We start from the raw sequence: 16261 nt of genomic DNA, 5'->3' as shown, positions 1-16261 counted from the left end.
GGAACGACGCGGTGCAGGAGTTCCAGTGCGCGGACGGCCGCGGTGGGGTTCCGGGTCGGCCGGTGAGTGCGCCGATCTCCGCGGCGACCGTCACGGCGCTGGTTTCCATGCCACCCCACTCCCGGGCCTCGGCGGTGCGCCGACGCTACGCGCGCGACGGGCAACTGACAAGTTTCACCCGGTCGGGCCGGGTTCATCGTCCGTACTCCTACGGATGCGGTGGCTGGACGCTGCTGGTTCGCTCGACCCTCATCCCCGATTCCCGGCCCCACCGGCCATTCCGCCGCCGGCACCGTCGACAGGAGATCCCCGTGTCCCACCTCACCCGTAGAACACTGCTGAGCGCTACCGCCGCCACGACCGGAGTCGCCGTCGCGGGAGCCGCGCCCGCCAGTGCCGTGGCCGCCGGCCGCGGCCCCGCGGACCTCGTGATCGTCAACGGTCGGGTCCTCGTCATGGACGAGCGCTGCCGCACTGCAGAGGCGCTCGCGGTGCGCGACGGACGGATCATCGCGGTCGGTTCGGCCCGTGAGGTCCGGCGACTGACCGGCCGGCGCGCCCAGGTCCTCGACGCCGCCGGTGGGACCGTCCTGCCGGGGATCAACGACTCCCACCTGCACCTGAACTCCCTCAGCCTCAACCTGCCGCCCTACTCCTACCCGGTCGACACGGGGACCGTCGAAGAACTCGTCGCCGTCGTCCGCGACGCCGTGGCGGCGACTGCGGACCCCGGTGCGTGGATCCGCGGCCAGGGCTGGAACGACAACCGGTTGCCGCGTGCGCCGCGCGCCTCGGACCTGGACCCGGTCTCCGGCGACCACCCCGTCGTGCTCACCGACTTCTCCTTCCACGCCACGACGGTGAACACCGTCGCGATGCGGCTGGCCGGGATCACCCGCGACACGGTGGCCCCGGCGGGTGGCGTCATCGAGAAGGACGCCGACGGCGAACCGACCGGTGTGCTGCGCGAGGGTGCGCAGAACCTCGTGCGCGCGGTCGTCCCGGCGTTCTCCCCGCAGGAGGTCGCCGAGAGCGTCCGGGCCGGGACCGCGCTGCTGCACCAGCGCGGCATCACGAGCATCACCGAACCGGGCATCGGGCTGAACACCCTCGCCGTCTACGCCGACGAGGCCGCTGCGGGGCGCCTCCGCGTGCGGATCACCGCGTTGCTCAGCGCCGGCCCGAACGCCGCGGGGTTGCGCGAGACCCTGGCGTCCTTCGTGCGCCCGGAAGGGGTGGACGAGCGCCTGCTCCGGGTCGGTGGGGTGAAGGTCTTCGGCGACGGCATCCCGACGGCCGCGAAGACGGCGTGGCTGCACGACCCGTACCTGGACGGCACGAACGGTTCGCTCACCGTCGACGGTGCGACGATCGAGGAGCAGGTCGCGGAACTGGGCGAGATCATCACCGCGGCGGTCGAGGCCGGGATGCAGGTCGGTACCCACGCCACGGGGGACGCCACGATCGACGCGGTCGTCGAGGCCTACACCGCGGCCACGGGGCGCAGCCGGCGGCGCAGCGACCTGCGCCACTACGTCATCCACGGCGACCTCGCCCCCCTGGCGACGCTGGCGACCATGGCGCAGCACGACATCGGCATGAACATGAACGCGTCCATCAAGCACCTGCTCGGCGACTCCGTGGCGTCCGTCCTGGGGGACGAGCGGTCCGCCTACCAGGCGCCCTACCGCAGCGCGCTGGACGCTGGGGTGCGCGTCACCAGCGCCTCGGACGCGCCCGTGACGATGCCCGACTGGCTCGTCGGCGTGTTCGGCGCTGAGACCCGGGAGGGCGTGTACGGCGGGGTGACCGGTCCCGAGCAGGCGATCAGCCGGCTGGAGGCGCTGACCTCCTACACCCGCACCCCGGCCTGGCAGGACCACGCCGAGGCCTGGAAGGGCACCCTGCAGCGCGGGATGGTCGCCGACGTCTGCATCGTCGAGGGTGACCTCCTCGGCGTCGACGCCCACGACCTGCCCGGACTCACCGTCTCCGCCACGGTCCTCGGCGGGACGGTCGTGCACGACGCCACCGCGGCCGGGAGCCCGACGTCCGGTCCCGGTCCGGCTGCCACGGCCGCTGCTGCCGCCGTCGCGATGAGCAGCCGGCACGGGGCGGACTGCCTGGGCGCCGGGGCCTGCTGCTGCAGGGTCAGCGACCGGATCACCGGCCGGCCCTTCACCGCCTGACCCGCCCGGACCTCGCCGTGGACCTCCTGCCCCGCGTGCACCCGTGCACGGGGCGGTTGGTCCCGGCCGGCGGCGGCACCGGGGTCCTGGGCGCCGGCGCCCCGGCGTTCCCGCCGACCGGCTGACGCGTGACGACCAGCACACCACCGAGAGGAACCGAACGATGAGCTCGACCGACGTCGCCAACCCGCCCGCCGGGGTCGACTACCCCCCGGCGGACAGGTGGCCCACGCTCAACGCCCTGGACGTCCAGGGGTTCAGCGACTACAACCTCCCGGACTCCGACGCCCTGTCCGGCAGGTCGTTCCGCGCGGAGTTCGACGCTCACCCCGCCCTGTCGATCTCCCTGGACCGCGAGGCCGGTGTCCGCCTGGAGGAGGAGGACGGGCGCTCGGAGCCGGCCGCGGTGGTCGCCCCGGTGAGCGTCAAGCAGGTCGACGACGGACTGTTCCTCCTCCACGCGGCGGTGACCGAGCCGGAACCCGCGGCGTTCGTCATCGCGCTCGACGTCACGGGCGGCGCGGTCACCGTGGTCCGCAGCACCCTGGTCGACGCGTCGCCGGGCAGCCCGAGGGTCCACGAGGACGTCCGCACCGGCTCGCTCGCCGGACGGTCGGCCCGCCACCAGCGGACCTCCGAGCTGGTGGGGGCGCGCGTCCAGTACGTGTACGGCCCCGACAACGCCTACGAGCACGTCTACCTCACCGACAGCGCCTACACCTGGCACTGCCTGGCCGGGCCGGAGCGGGGCCTGGCCGACACCGAACGCGGTCGGGTCTGGAAGCTGCGCGAGGACGTCTACCTGTTCGCCTGGCAGGAGAAGGTGGTGCCCTGCGACGGCGTCGTGGCGATCAACTTCCGGCGCGGACGGTCCACGGGCCGCATCTGGGGGCTCGACACCGGGACCGGGGAGCCGAACTCGCTCGCCATGGGGGCCCGGGAGACCCTGCTCTCCCGCACGGTCCACGACCCGTCCGCCTGGGCCTGAGCTCGGCCGGGTCGGCCCGGAGGGGAGCAGCGGTCCCAGGGGCACGGGGCGACGCGTCGACGGGACCGGGGTGCCCGTGACCGCCCCCCGGTGAGAAGCTGCGTCCACCATGCCGAAGCTCGTCGACCACTCCGAGCGCCGTCAGCGCATCATCGAGGCAGCCTGGCGCCTCATCGCCGAGCGCGGCATCGATGCCGCCACCATGCGTGAGATCGCCCGGGAGGCCGGCTACGCCAACGGCGCGCTCACGCACTACTTCGCCGACAAGGAGGCGCTGCTGCGGGCGGCGTACGAGCACGTCTACTCGGCCACCAACGAGCGCGTCGCGGTGGCCGTCTCGGGCCTGGACGGCGTGGAGGCCCTGCGCGCCTTCTGCCGCGAGGTGCTGCCCCTCGACGACCTGCAGCTCGAGGAGGCGCGGATGGTGCTGTCCGTGTGGAGCCGGGCCATCGTCGACGAGGCCCTCGAGGCGGTCCACGCGGACTCGATGGGGGTGTGGCGGTCGATGATCGTCGAGTGGCTCCGCGAGGGCCGCGACCTGGGTCAGGTGCGCACCAGCACGACGGACGACGTGCTCGCCGACCAGCTGATGACCCAGCTGATGGGAGCGCAGGTCATGGCCCTCGCCGGTGGTTCGGCCGTCGGGCCGGCGGCCCAGGAGGCGGTGCTGGAGGAGTGGATCTCCCGGCTGGCCCGTCCCTGACCGGCTCCCGACGACACCCGCGCCCGGACGGTCGTGACTCCGGAGCCGAAACACGGATGTAACGAGGACTTCTCGAGGAGGAAACCCGTCAGGTACCTTTGGTTCTACAGTCGGAGACTCAACGAGGAGGCCCGCATGACCACGACCGTGACCACGTCCGACCCCCGTTCCGCCGCCGGCGACCAGCACCCCTTGTCGTCGCTGACCGTGCAGGAGATCTCCGCTGTCCGCGACGTGCTCGACGACGCCGGACTGATCCACGAGAACACCCGCTTCGTGTACGTCGGCCTCGAGGAGCCCACCAAGCAGGAACTGCGGGCCGCGCGGGCCTCCGCGTCCCGGCCGACGCGCCGCGCTCGGGTGCTGCTGCACGACGTGCGCGTCGTGGCGGCCAGGGACGTCGTCGTCGACCTCGACGCCCGCCGGGTCGAGGCCGTCACCGACCTGGACGCCGAGGCCGACGGGCAGCTGCCCGTCCTGGACGAGGAGTTCGAACTCGTCGAGCAGCTGCTCGCCACCGACGAGCGGTGGCTGGCGGCGCTGGCCGCGCGCGAGCTCGACGTCGCCGACGTGCGCGTAGCGCCCCTCTCGGCCGGTGTCTTCGAGTACGAGGACGAGGTCGGCAAGCGCATCCTGCGCGGGCTCGCCTTCCGCCAGGACCACCCCGAGGACCACGCCTGGGCGCACCCGGTCGACGGCCTCGTCGGCTACGTCGACGTCATCGCCCGCGAGGTCACCCAGGTCGTCGACCTCGGGGTCGTGCCGGTCCCGGAGGGGTCGGGCAACTACGACGACCCGGCGGTGCGCGGTGAGTACCGCACCACGCAGAAACCCATCTCCATCACCCAGCCCGAGGGGCCGTCCTTCACGCTGGACGGCGACCTGCTGCGCTGGGAGAACTTCTCCGTGCGCGTCGGGTTCGACGCCCGCGAAGGGCTCGTGCTGCACCAGATCTCCTTCTTCGACCGCGACCAGGACCGCGACCGCTCCATCGTCCACCGCGCCTCCATCGCGGAGATGGTCGTGCCGTACGCCGACCCCTCCCCGGTGCGCAGCTGGCAGAACTACTTCGACACCGGTGAGTACCTCGTCGGCCGCTACGCCAACGCCCTCGAGCTCGGCTGCGACTGCGTCGGGGAGATCACCTACCTCGACGCCGTCATCGCCGACGAGCTGGGCAACCCGCGCGTGCTGCCGAACGCGGTGTGCATCCACGAGGAGGACTACGGCATCCTCTTCAAGCACACCGACCTGTGGGCCGGCAAGGCCGGCGTGCGCCGTCAGCGCCGGCTGGTCATCTCGTTCTTCACCACGATCGGCAACTACGACTACGGTTTCTACTGGTACCTCTACCTCGACGGCACGATCGAGTTCGAGGCCAAGGCGACCGGCGTCGTCTTCACCTCGGCCTACCCGGGGCAGGGCTACCCCTACGCGTCGGAGATCGCCCCGGGTCTGGGCGCGCCCTACCACCAGCACCTGTTCAGCGCCCGGCTGGACATGGCCGTGGACGGCGAGGAGAACCTCGTCGAGGAGGTCGACGTCCAGCGGGTGCCGACGAGCGCGGTGAACCCCCGCGGCAACGCCTGGACCACCACCGCCACCCCGCTGCGCACCGAGCTGCAGGCGCGCCGCAAGGCCGACCCCTCCCTGGCCCGGGTCTGGCACGTGTCCAACCCGGACCGCGAGAACGCGCTGGGACGCCCGGTCGCCTACGCGCTGTTCCCCGAGGGGCAGCCGACGCTGCTGGCCGCCGACGACTCCCCGATCCAGAAGCGCGCGGCGTTCGCCACCGAGCACCTCTGGGTGACCGCCTACGACCCCGCGGAGCGGTACTCGGCGGGCGACTTCGTCAACCAGCACCACGGCGGCGCCGGCCTGCCGGCCTTCGTGGCCGACGACCGCAGCATCGAGAACACCGACCTGGTCCTCTGGCACACCTTCGGCCTGACCCACGTCCCCCGCCCGGAGGACTGGCCGATCATGCCGGTCGACTACGCCGGCTTCAAGCTCAAGCCGGTGGGGTTCTTCGACCGCAACCCCACCCTCGACGTCCCGCCCACCTCCAGCGCGCACTGCGCCACCTCCCCGAACGAGAGCACGACCGGTGGTTGCTGCGGCGGCGGGCAGGACCGTGGCTGAGGCAGCGGTGGCACCGGAGCGGCGCTCCGGCGAGTTGTGCGGATCCATCGGGGTTCCGGGCATCGTCTTCCTGGTGGTCGCCTCCGCGGCACCGCTGACCGCCATCGGCGGGGCGTTGCCGGTGATGCTCGCCATCGGCAACGGGGCGGGAACCCCGTCGGCATACCTGGTCGTGGCTCTCGTGCTGCTGCTGTTCAGCGTCGGCTACGCCGCGATGAGCCGGCACGTCACCGACACCGGGGCGTTCTTCGCCTTCGTCACCCGCGGACTGGGCCGACGGGCGGGGCTCGGCTCGGCGGGACTGGCGCTGCTGACCTACACGGCCATCCAGGCGGGCATCTACGGCCTGGCGGCCACGACGCTGCAGGGCCTGGTGGTGCAGTACGGCGGCCCGGACCTGCCGTGGTGGCTGTGGGCCCTCGCGCTCGTCGCCGTCGTCGGCGTGCTCGGCTACCGCAACATCGACCTGGGCGCCAAGGTCCTCGGCGTCCTGCTGGTCCTGGAGATCGGCATCGTCGCGGTCCTGTCGGTGGCCGTCTTCGTCCAGGGCGGTCCCGAGGGCACGTCGCTGACCTCCTTCACCCCCTCGTCCTTCGCCACCGGCTCCCCGGGCATCGCGCTGATGTTCGCCATCGCCTCCTTCATCGGGTTCGAGGCGACGTCGATCTACGGCGAGGAGGCCCGCGACCCGCAGCGCACCGTCCCGGTCGCCACCTACGTCGCGGTGGTCCTCATCGGCGTGTTCTACGCCTTCGCCAGCTGGGCCGTCGTCACGGCCGTCGGCGCCTCCCGGGTGGCGGCCGTCGCGGGGGAGCACCCGGCCGACCTGGTCGTCGGTGTCGTCAGCGGCCAGTACCTGGGTCCCCTCGGCGGGCACGTGCTGCCGGTCCTGCTGTTCACCAGCCTCTTCGCCGCGCTGCTGTCCTTCCACAACGCCATCTCCCGGTACTTCTTCGCGCTGGGGCGCGACGGGGCCCTGCCCGGGGCGCTCGCCCGCACCCACGGGCGCCACGGCTCCCCGCACACCGGCTCGCTCGCGCAGACGGTCACGGCGGTGGTGGTCCTGGCGGCCTTCGCGCTCGCCGGTGCGGACCCGGTGGCGCAGCTGTTCACCTGGATGTCGGGTCTGGCGACCGTGAGCGTCGTGGTGCTGATGCTGCTGGCGTGCACGGCCGTGCTGGTGTTCTTCGCGCGGACCGGGCTCGACGGTCGGACGTGGAACACCCGCACCGCTCCCGTCCTCGGCGGCGTGGGCCTGCTGGGGATCCTCGTGGCGGTGCTGGCGAACTTCACCACGCTCATCGGGGGATCCGCAGCCCTCGCCGGCTTCTTCCTCGCCCTGGTCGTCGCCGCCTTCGCGGTCGGCTGGTCGCTGTCCCTGCGGCGCCGGCCGGTGGCCGGGGAGGTGGCCCCGCCGACGCCGGTCGCCGACCCCCCGCAGCCGTGACCGGGGATCTCGCGGCGGTCCACGTCGCGTCCGCCCTGGCCGGGCTCGTCGCGGCCGCCACCGGGCTCCTGGCCCAGGCCCGGTGGCGGGACCGGGCCCTGGGTGCACACGTCGTGATGACGGCGGCCATGTTCCTGTGCCTGGTGGCCGCGCTGCAGGTGGACGTCCCCGTCGGGCTGCTCCTGCTGCTCGCGGTGGCCTCCTGGGTGGGGGCCTGGACGAGGGCCGCCGCCGACCGCCGCGCCCAGCGGCGGTCGGGGCTGCCGCTCGACCTGCTGGCCACCGGTTCCCTGCTGCTGCTCATGCCGATGTCCCACGCACCGGCTCCGGGCCCCGCGGGAAGCGGCCACCTGCACGCGACCGGCGCGTCCACCACCGCCGTGCTCGCCCTGGTCGTGGCGGTCTCCTGGCTCGCGGTGTCGCTGCTGCGCTGCCGCGCGGGCCGGGAGGGGACCGCCGGGCACGGCTCGGGCCTGCTGCCGTCCGTCTGCGCCGCGGGCATGGCCGGGAGCATGGTGGTCATGGTCGCCGTCGCGGTCTGAGGTCGCAGCCCGAGTCCGGGGCGCAGCCCCGCCACCCGCCCCCGCGGACCCGTCCCACCCCGATGAGAGGCACTTCGTGAGCATCGACCTGCTGATCCGCAACGCCCGCATCTGGACCGGGGACCCCGCCCGGCCGTGGGCCACCTCCCTGGCCGTCACCGGCGGCCGGGTCGCCGGTGTCGGAACCGAGGACGGCACCGAACCCGAGGGGGACGTCGCCACGGTGGTCGACCTCGACGGTGCGTTCGTCGTCCCCGGCCTGCACGACGTGCACAACCACCACGCCGTCGCCGGCCGAACCGACCTCTTCGAGTGCCGTTTCCTGCCCACCGACTCCCTGGAGGCGGCGCTCGACGCCGTCGCCGCCTACGCCCGCGACCTGCCACCGGACGGGTGGGTCGTCGGCGGCAACTGGGGCAGCAACCTGCTGGACCGGCTCTCCACCCTAGAGGCGCGCGAGGCCCTGGACGCTGCAGCGGGTGGCCGTCCCGCGATGCTGCGCGACGACAGCAACCACAACCGCTGGGTCAGCAGCGAGGCCCTGCGGCTGGCGGGCATCGACGCCGGCACACCCGATCCGGCCGGTGGGCAGGTCCACCGCGACCCGGCGACGGGGGAGCCCACGGGTGTCCTCATCGAGGCGGGCGGGTTGCTGGTGGAGAAGGCGCTGGCCGCCACCGCGACCGGCAGCCTCGAGGACGACGCGCGCTGCTCCGAGCGCGGCATCGAGATCCTCCACACCCACGGCATCACCGCCTTCCAGGACGCGGCGACGTCGCTGCAGGTGCTCCGGGCGCTGAAGCACCTGGACGACACCGGCCGGCTGAAGGCGTGGGTCGTCAGCTCCATGCCGGTCAACGACGTCATCTTCGGTTCCGACCCGGTCGGCGAGGAGCTGTTCGCCCACCGCGAGGAGGTGCGCAGCCCGCACCACTTCCCGGACTCGGTGAAGATCTTCCTCGACGGGGTCCCCACCTCCAGGACAGCCGCGTTCCTCGAGCCGTACCTGCCGGACGACCTGCACGGCGAGTGCTGGCGCGGTGGCACGACGATGCCCGCCGAGGACCTGCTGGACGTGCTGCGTCGCACGGCCGCCCAGGGCCTGTCCGCCAAGATCCACTGCACCGGGGACGCCTCGGTGCGGATGACCCTCGACGCCATCGCCACCGTGCGCGCCGAGGGGCACACCGACGTGCGCTACCACATCGCGCACGGCCAGTACGTGCACGAGGACGACGTCCCCCGCCTCGCCGAGCTCGACGTCGTCGCCGACCTGTCGCCGACGCTGTGGTTCCCCGGCGTGATCCTGGACGCCATCAAGAAGTGCGTGCCCGCCGAGCGTGCGGAACGGATGCACCCCAACCGCTGGCTGCTCGAACACGGCACCGTCCTGGCGGGCGGTTCGGACTGGCCGGTCAGCGTCACCCCGGACGTGTGGCTGGGCATCCAGGGGCTCGTCACCCGCGAGGACCCGTCGGGGGAGTTCCCCGGGACGCTGTGGCCGGAACAGGCGCTCACCCTCGAGGAGGCCCTGACCGTCTACACGTCCGCCTCGGCGCGGGCCATGGGTCTGTCGGAGCACACCGGCTCCCTGGAGCTCGGCAAGTCCGCCGACTTCGTCGTCCTCGACCGCGACCCGTTCCGGACCGATCCGCACGAGCTGGCGACGATCACGGCGCAGCAGACCTGGTTCGCCGGAGAACTGGTGCACCGTCGCCACTGAGGGGTGCCGTCCCGGCCCCGATCGCTGGATCCACGGTGGGGCCGGGGCGGATCCCCGCTGCCGCAACACCAGATCCGCCGATCACCGCGTCCCCGGGGGCTTCACGGCGCTGGCGGCCCATCGAGGTCTCGTCGGCCAGCGCCGGCGGACCTCTCAGCCCGACCGGGGAGAGCACCGGCAAGACGTGACGCCGGGCAGCGTTGAGGTCGTGCGTGGTGCGCCGAAAGTACCCGCGCGACGCGTTGCGCCGGGGATCGAGGAAGGTCAACGTGAACCGCTCCTTCACCGTGTGCGTTGCCCCGAGTCGTTCGTGGAAGGCGATGGCGGAGCGGTTCCAGGCGGGGGTCTGCCACTGCGCCTGCACCAGTCCTCGACGGTGTGAACGCGACGCGCACGACGTGGTCGTCGCCGGTGCCGGGTCCGCTCACAGCACCTGGACCGGGGCGACGAGGTCGTCCGGGGCCCGCCGGGATCGTCCGGTCCCGGTGGCGATCGCCAACCCCTCGCGAGCCCAGTACTCGAACCCGCCGATCAGCTCCTGCACCCGGGTGTAGCCCATCGAGGCCAGGGTGAAGGCGGCCCTGGTAGCGCCGTTGCAGCCCGGCCCCCAGCAGTAGACGACGATCGGGGCGTCCAGCTCCGGCGCCAGGTCCCCGATGCCGTCGCGCACGTGCGCGCCGGGCAGGTGCACCGCGCCGGGAATGCGGCCCTGGCTCCACCCCGCTGCGGAGCGCACGTCGAGCACCAGCGGCGCTGCACCGCCGGCGCGAGCTGCGGCGAGATCGGCCGGGTCGGTCTGGTGGGCCAGCTTGGCGGCGAAGAAGTCCACCGCGGAGATCGGGGTCGGCATGCCCACCATCGAACCCGCCTGAGGTCGGACGTGCCAGGGCCCCTCCACGGATCGCGCGCGGTTCAGCCGTTGATCCGCTGGTACTTTCGCCATCGTGACGACGATTTCCCGGCCGACCCTGGATGCGACCGACCACCGCATCCTGGAACAGGTGCAACGGGACGGCCGGATCAGCGTCGCCGACCTGGCCCGCGCGATCAACCTCTCCGCCAGCGCCACCGCCGAGCGGCTGCGCCGCCTCACCGACACCGGCGTCATCACCGGCTACAGCGCCACCCTGGACCCCGAAGCGTTGGGTTACACCGTGACCGCGTTCGTGCGCTTGGCCTACCCCACGGGCAACTACAAGCCGTTCCACGACCTGCTCGAGGTCACCCCTGAGGTGATCGAGGCCCACCACGTCACCGGTGACGACTGCTTCGTCCTGAAGGTCCTGGCCCGGTCCATGCGCGATCTGGAACGCATCACCGGCAAGCTGGCGACGCTGGGTGGCGTCACCACCAGCGTCGTCTACTCCAGCCCACTGCCGCACCGACGCCTCAACCCCGCGTAGGCACCGGAACGTCCAGGCCGGACCCGCCCCACCGACGAAGCCTCATCGACGCCTCCACCGCCCACCGCGGTGAGCGGAGCACGTCGTTCCGGTGGGGCTGGAAAGATCCCCCGGTGCGGTCGCCGGGACGTCCGCGACCACCGGGATGGACGGGTGGGCGGCAGCGCCGCTCCCGGCGTCACCCCCCGACCGGCCGAGGAGCTCGCGCCGCACTCCTGCGCGCTCGTGGCCGGGGGGGACGCCCCGGCACGCGCGCCCTCCCCGTGCCCGACGCGGCGTCATACTCGACCGGTGAGTGATGAGCCCGCCTTCCCCGTCCGCACCGCCGGCGAGCTGGACGCCATGCGCGAGGCCGGTCGCGTCGTGGCCCGCACGCTGCAGTCGGTGCGCGCCGCAGCCGTGCCCGGCGCGAAGCTGCGCGACCTCGACGAGATCGCGCAGACGAGCATCCGCGAGGCCGGCGCCCTGCCGTCGTTCCTCGGCTACGCCCCCTCCTGGGCGCCGCGGCCGTTCAACGGCGTGCTGTGCCTGTCCGTCAACGAGGTCGTCGTCCACGGCCGCCCCACCGGCCGCCGCCTCGACGACGGCGACCTGCTCAGCATCGACGCCGGCGCGATCCTGGACGGCTGGAACGGCGACTCCGCGATCACCGTCCACGTCGGGCAGCAGCACGAGGACGACGTGCGGCTGGTGCGGGCCACCGAGGAAGCCCTGACTGCGGGCATCGCCGCCGCCCGCCCCGGCGCGACCCTGCTGGACGTGGCGCGCGCCGTCGACGAGGTGGCCCGCCGCCACGGCTACTCCCACCTGCCCGACCACGGCGGCCACGGCATCGGGCGCAGCATGCACGAGGCGCCGTTCGTGCCCAACCGCCCGATGCCCGGCGCCGCCGAGGTGCGCCTGGAACCCGGCAGCACCCTGGCGATCGAGCCGATGCTGCTGGCGGGCGGCGAGGGGTACCGCACCGCCCGCGACGGCTGGTCGGTCGTCACCCTCGACAAGCGCCGCGCCTCGCACGCCGAGCACACCGTCGCCGTCACCGAGGACGGCCCCGTGGTGCTCACCGCTCCCTGACCGGGGTCCGGGCTCGTGGGACGCGTGCGGATCGGCACGTCCGGGTGGACCTACCCGGAGTGGCGCGGGGTGTTCTACCCGCCCGGCCTGGCGCAGCGCCGGGAGCTGGAGCACCTCGCCGACCGGCTGGCGACCGTGGAGCTGAACGCCTCCTTCTACGCCCTGCAGCGCCCCGCGAACTACCCGTCGTGGGCGCGGCGCACCCCGCCGGGTTTCTGCTTCAGCGTCAAGGGCTGGCGGGCCGTCACCCACGAGCACCGCCTCGTGGGTGTCCGGGACGCGCTCGCCGCGTTCTTCGCCTCCGGGGTGCTGGACCTGGGCGACAAGCTCGGGCCGGTGCTGTGGCAGCTGCCGCCGAGCGTGCGCTTCGATGCCGACGTGCTGGCGAGGTTCTGCGCGCTGCTGCCGCCCACCACGACCGCCGCCGCGGAACTCGCCGCCTCCCGCGCGGTCGCACCCGGCACGGCGACGTCGCCCGGAACCGTCGAGGAGCGCCCGCTGCGGCACGCCGTGGAGGTGCGCCACCGCAGCCACGAGAACCCGGAGCTCGCCGAGGTGCTGCGCGCGCACGGCGTCGCGCTCGTCACCGCCGACACCGGCGGGCGCTGGCCGCTGCTGCAGGAGCAGACCGCCGACTTCGCGTACGTCCGGCTGCACGGCTCACCCGAGCTGTACGTCAGCGGCTACGACGACGCCGCGCTCGAGGACTGGGCGGCGCGGGTGCAGGGGTGGGCGGCGGGTGGGCGCGACGTGTTCGTCTACTTCGACAACACCATGGCCGGGCGGGCCCCGTTCGACGCGCTCACCCTCGCGCAGCGACTGGGGCGGTGAGCACGCGGCCCCGCTGCGGACCGCGCGGGTCGTGGGTCCCGCCGCTCTGGCCGTGCGCATCGACGGGGGCGACGAGACGGGCCCGGGCGCGCTCCTCGGCGCGGCCTGTCGCTGCTGTGGGCGTGGCGGCCAGCCACGCAGCGTGCAGGCGCCGGGCCTGTGCGAGCGGGGACCGTCTGCGGGTGATCGCCCTGCTGCGGTTCCTTCACGCGTGTGCCGACAGCCGCCATCGTCGCGGCGCGTGGCGGTCGAGGGGGAGCTTCTCGCCGCAGTCGCGCGCGGTGCTCAGCTGGGACGAGAGTGAGGAGGGCGTGGCGGACATCGGCGCCTCCGCGCTGCTGCTGGGGGCCGACCGCCGGGTGCTCAGCGACGGGCACCTCGTCTTCTCCAACCAGACCACCTCGCCGGAGGGCGCCGTGCGCCACCTCGGGCGCGGCAGCACCGGGATCGGTGCGGAGGAGCGCGTCAGCGTCGGCCTGGACGAGGTCCCGGACGAGGCCGCCTTCGTGGTGCTGGCCGCCTCGGAGGATGAGCCCGAGACAAATCCGTACACTTCCACGTAATCGGTGTACGCTTTTGTCTCGTGGAGATCGACACGCTCCCGCCGACGTTCACTGCGGGCCAGGCCCGGACGGCCGGGGTCTCGACCCGTGCGCTGTACCGCTGGCGCGACACCGGTGAGGTCGTCGAGCTGTCCCGCGGGGTGTTCCGCCACGCCGACGCGCCCCCGCCGACGCACCCGGACCTGCTCGCGATCAACCTTCGGGCCCCGAACGCCGTGGTCTGCACCCTCAGTGCGGCGGCCGTCCACGACCTCACCGACGTCGCGCCGTTCGAGGTGCAGATCGCGGTCTCGAGCAGAACGCACCCGCCCCGGATCACCCAGCCCCCGACCACCGTGCTGCGGTTCGACCCGGCCACTCACCAGCTGGGCGTCACCGAGATCGAGGCCGCTCCAGGGGAGTTCGTGCCCGTCTACGACCCGGCCCGCACCGTCGTCGACCTCCTGCGCCTGCGCCACCGGTTCGGCCACGACGTCGCCTACAGCGCACTGAACCGCTACCTCGCACGTCCGGACGCGCGCCGAGCCGAGGTCTACCGCTACGCCCGCGCTCTTCGCATCGCGACCACCGCCCTGACCGCCCTCGACATCGCCGGAGCCCAGTGACCCCCGTCGACCGCACCAGCCCCGCCGGCCGCGCCTACCTCGACCTGCAGAACCACGCCCGCCGGCAGGGGCAGGCGACCCAGCAGCTGCTCACGTTCTACGCCTTGGAACGCTGGCTGGCCCGCCTCGCCGCCAGCCGGTTCGCGGACCAGTTCATCCTCAAGGGCGGGCTGCTGTTGGCCGCGGTCGACGTCCGGCGCCCTACCGTCGATGCCGACGCTCTGGCACGGGGGATCCCCGCCGACCACGACACCATCGCGGCGGCCGTCGTCGAGATCGCGACCCGGCCGGATCCCGACGGGGCCGATGGGATCACCTTCGACGCGTCGAGCGTGCGAACTCGCACCATCCGCGAGGAGGGGTTGTACGCGGGCGTCCGGGTCACGTTCACCGCGGAGCTCGCGACCGCGCAGATCAAGGTGAGCCTCGACATCAACTTCGGCGATCCCGTCACTCCCGGGCCCCGCCTGGTGCAGTTGCCGTCCGTGCGGCCGGGCAGTGCGCCCGTGACCGTCCTGGGTTACCCGCTGGAGACCGTGCTCGCGGAGAAGATCTGCACCGCCACCGCCCTGGGCGACGCCAACTCCCGGATGAAGGACTACGCCGACATCTGGACGCTGACCGGCCGCCACGCCTTCGAGAGGCGGGCCGTGTCCCAGGCTCTGGCCGCCACAGCTGATCACCGCGGGACCGAACTCGTGGCTCTGTCGACGGTCACTGCCGACCTCGTGGCCCTCCGGGCCCGGAACTACGCGACCTACCGGTCGTCGCTGGCCGCCGATGGCCGGCACCTCCCCGAGAACTTGGCCGATGTCGTCGCGGACGTGACGACCTTCGCCGACCCGCTCGTGGACGGCGGGGCGGGGATGGCCTGGGACTTCACTGCGCGCCGGTGGACGTGAGGGTGCCACCATGATCCGTCACGGCAAGAGGCTGCGACCCGACGTCGTTGCTCACCTGTTCGGCCGGCTCGTGGCCGAGGTCGGTGTGGAGCGCATCCGACCGCACGACCTCCGGCACGTGCGCGCCGGCTCGGCCCTTGCCGCCGGCGTCGACATCGAGGTCGTCAGCGTCGACTGGGCCACTCCACGACGAACATCACGAGCAGCCTCTACACGCACATCGAGCCTTTGTCAGTAACAGTTCTCCATCTGGCTGAGAACGAGGGCCGTAGCGACGATCGCGGAGATGCGCCAGGGGCAGAGAGTGACCCGGGTCAGAGCTCGCCAGCGGGTCTTGAGGTGAGCGATGCCGTGCTCGACGAAGGCGCGTTCGGCGTTGACGTAGGAGTTCCAGCCCCGGGTGGATGCGTCGAGAACCTGCCTACCGCGAGGACGCCGCACGGGCACCCGGATGCCGGCTCCGGCACCGGTGTATGCCTTGTCGGCCAGGGTGGGGACACCATCACGAGCAGCGGCGTAGAGCGCCGGCAGGGCGTGGATGCGCGCGGCGGTCAGATCGTGAGTGCAGCCCGGCTCGACCGGAGAAACCCACAACGGCCGTCCGTCAGAGTCGGTGACGATCTGGACGAGACCGCCGTGGTGGCGGTGCTTCCCGGAGTACCAGCGATCACGTCGACTTCCGGGATCACTCACGCGGTCGGTCTCGATGAGGGTGCCGTCCAGCAGCAGATGCTCGGTTCCTCTGTTCACCGCCGCGGCGACGACCTCGGGCAGGTCCGGTGCCTGAACGGCGAGGACGTCCAGGGCCTCATGCAGGTAGCGGTACGCGGTCTTGAGACTGACGGCGTTGTCCCGGGCGAGGTCGGCGACGGCGACGCGTTGGCGCATGAACCGCAGCAGCAGGACCGCCTGGGCGAAACAGCCCAGCACCCGGCGGCCTCGGCGGGTGCCGATGTGGGCACGGTGAGCGGACACCAGTCGGGCGATGGTCTGGGCGAGGTCGCGGGAGACGTCGAGGCTGGCACGATAGACATCCCATGCGCATTCGGTGTCAAGCGGCTGTGCCGATCAGGTGGCTCCAGGCAGTGGTTTCGCTGTAGAGGGTCCGTGACTTCAAGCAACCGTGCAGGATCCCCACCAAACGGTTCG

At 72.8% G+C, this 16261-nt stretch carries 15 protein-coding genes; 13 read left to right on the top strand and 2 right to left on the bottom strand.

The genetic code is table 11. The features are described 5' to 3' along the window. The first annotated feature begins 311 nt into the window (after positions 1-311). The 7 genes from ACRYR8_RS03270 (at position 312) to ACRYR8_RS03240 (ending at position 9734) form a co-directional block, all read left to right on the top strand. Positions 312-2189, top strand: a complete 1878-nt coding sequence (locus ACRYR8_RS03270) for an amidohydrolase (protein ID WP_432482640.1) — start codon at positions 312-314, stop codon at positions 2187-2189. A gap of 163 nt (positions 2190-2352) precedes the next feature. Next, positions 2353-3177 carry a MoaF C-terminal domain-containing protein gene (locus ACRYR8_RS03265; protein ID WP_432482639.1) on the top strand — a complete coding sequence of 275 codons (825 nt, stop codon included), beginning with the start codon at positions 2353-2355 and terminating at the stop codon, positions 3175-3177. Between the two features lie 109 nt (positions 3178-3286). Beyond that, complete coding sequence (locus tag ACRYR8_RS03260) at positions 3287-3880, top strand: TetR/AcrR family transcriptional regulator (RefSeq protein ID WP_432482638.1); 594 nt, start codon at positions 3287-3289, stop codon at positions 3878-3880. Between the two features lie 135 nt (positions 3881-4015). Then, complete coding sequence (locus tag ACRYR8_RS03255; protein ID WP_432482637.1) at positions 4016-6022, top strand: primary-amine oxidase; 2007 nt, start codon at positions 4016-4018, stop codon at positions 6020-6022. Further along, positions 6015-7469 carry an APC family permease gene (locus ACRYR8_RS03250; RefSeq protein WP_432482636.1) on the top strand — a complete coding sequence of 485 codons (1455 nt, stop codon included), beginning with the start codon at positions 6015-6017 and terminating at the stop codon, positions 7467-7469. The genes ACRYR8_RS03255 and ACRYR8_RS03250 overlap by 8 nt, the downstream gene beginning before the upstream one ends. Beyond that, positions 7466-8011, top strand: coding sequence for a hypothetical protein (locus ACRYR8_RS03245; RefSeq protein WP_432482635.1), 546 nt, complete (start codon positions 7466-7468; stop codon positions 8009-8011). The genes ACRYR8_RS03250 and ACRYR8_RS03245 overlap by 4 nt, the downstream gene beginning before the upstream one ends. A 76-nt stretch (positions 8012-8087) precedes the next feature. Continuing rightward, entirely contained in the window at positions 8088-9734 is a 1647-nt protein-coding gene (locus ACRYR8_RS03240) for an amidohydrolase (RefSeq protein WP_432482634.1), read from the top strand. Between the two features lie 424 nt (positions 9735-10158). On the opposite strand, the gene ACRYR8_RS03235 is transcribed toward ACRYR8_RS03240, so the two are convergent. Continuing rightward, a complete protein-coding gene (locus ACRYR8_RS03235; protein WP_432482633.1) occupies positions 10159-10593 on the bottom strand; it encodes a rhodanese-like domain-containing protein in 435 nt (144 codons plus the stop codon). An 85-nt stretch (positions 10594-10678) separates the two neighbouring features. Here ACRYR8_RS03235 and ACRYR8_RS03230 point away from each other — a divergent pair, with 85 nt between their 5' ends. From ACRYR8_RS03230 to ACRYR8_RS03205, 6 genes are all read left to right on the top strand, one after another. Next, positions 10679-11137, top strand: coding sequence for an Lrp/AsnC family transcriptional regulator (locus tag ACRYR8_RS03230; RefSeq protein WP_432482632.1), 459 nt, complete (start codon positions 10679-10681; stop codon positions 11135-11137). Between the two features lie 291 nt (positions 11138-11428). Further along, the gene (gene map / locus ACRYR8_RS03225; RefSeq protein ID WP_432482631.1) at positions 11429-12211 is read left to right on the top strand and encodes a type I methionyl aminopeptidase; all 783 of its coding nucleotides are present in this window, start codon (positions 11429-11431) and stop codon (positions 12209-12211) included. Positions 12212-12226: 15 nt separating this feature from the next. Further along, positions 12227-13042, top strand: a complete 816-nt coding sequence (locus tag ACRYR8_RS03220; RefSeq protein ID WP_432482630.1) for a DUF72 domain-containing protein — start codon at positions 12227-12229, stop codon at positions 13040-13042. Between the two features lie 281 nt (positions 13043-13323). Further along, positions 13324-13605, top strand: coding sequence for a TerD family protein (locus ACRYR8_RS03215; protein ID WP_432482629.1), 282 nt, complete (start codon positions 13324-13326; stop codon positions 13603-13605). A gap of 20 nt (positions 13606-13625) precedes the next feature. Continuing rightward, positions 13626-14210: a type IV toxin-antitoxin system AbiEi family antitoxin domain-containing protein gene (locus ACRYR8_RS03210; protein ID WP_432482628.1), complete on the top strand. Its 585-nt coding sequence runs from the start codon at positions 13626-13628 to the stop codon at positions 14208-14210. Next, a complete protein-coding gene (locus tag ACRYR8_RS03205) occupies positions 14207-15112 on the top strand; it encodes a nucleotidyl transferase AbiEii/AbiGii toxin family protein (protein WP_432482627.1) in 906 nt (301 codons plus the stop codon). Before ACRYR8_RS03210 ends, ACRYR8_RS03205 begins: the two co-directional genes overlap by 4 nt. 231 nt (positions 15113-15343) lie before the next feature. On the opposite strand, the gene ACRYR8_RS03200 is transcribed toward ACRYR8_RS03205, so the two are convergent. After that, positions 15344-16099, bottom strand: coding sequence for a transposase family protein (locus tag ACRYR8_RS03200; protein WP_432482721.1), 756 nt, complete (start codon positions 16097-16099; stop codon positions 15344-15346). Positions 16100-16261 lie beyond the last annotated feature (162 nt).

The organism is Kineococcus esterisolvens, assembly GCF_050871405.1.
In the GTDB taxonomy this organism is placed as follows: domain Bacteria; phylum Actinomycetota; class Actinomycetes; order Actinomycetales; family Kineococcaceae; genus Kineococcus.
This window is presented reverse-complemented; position numbering and strand designations above follow the sequence as displayed.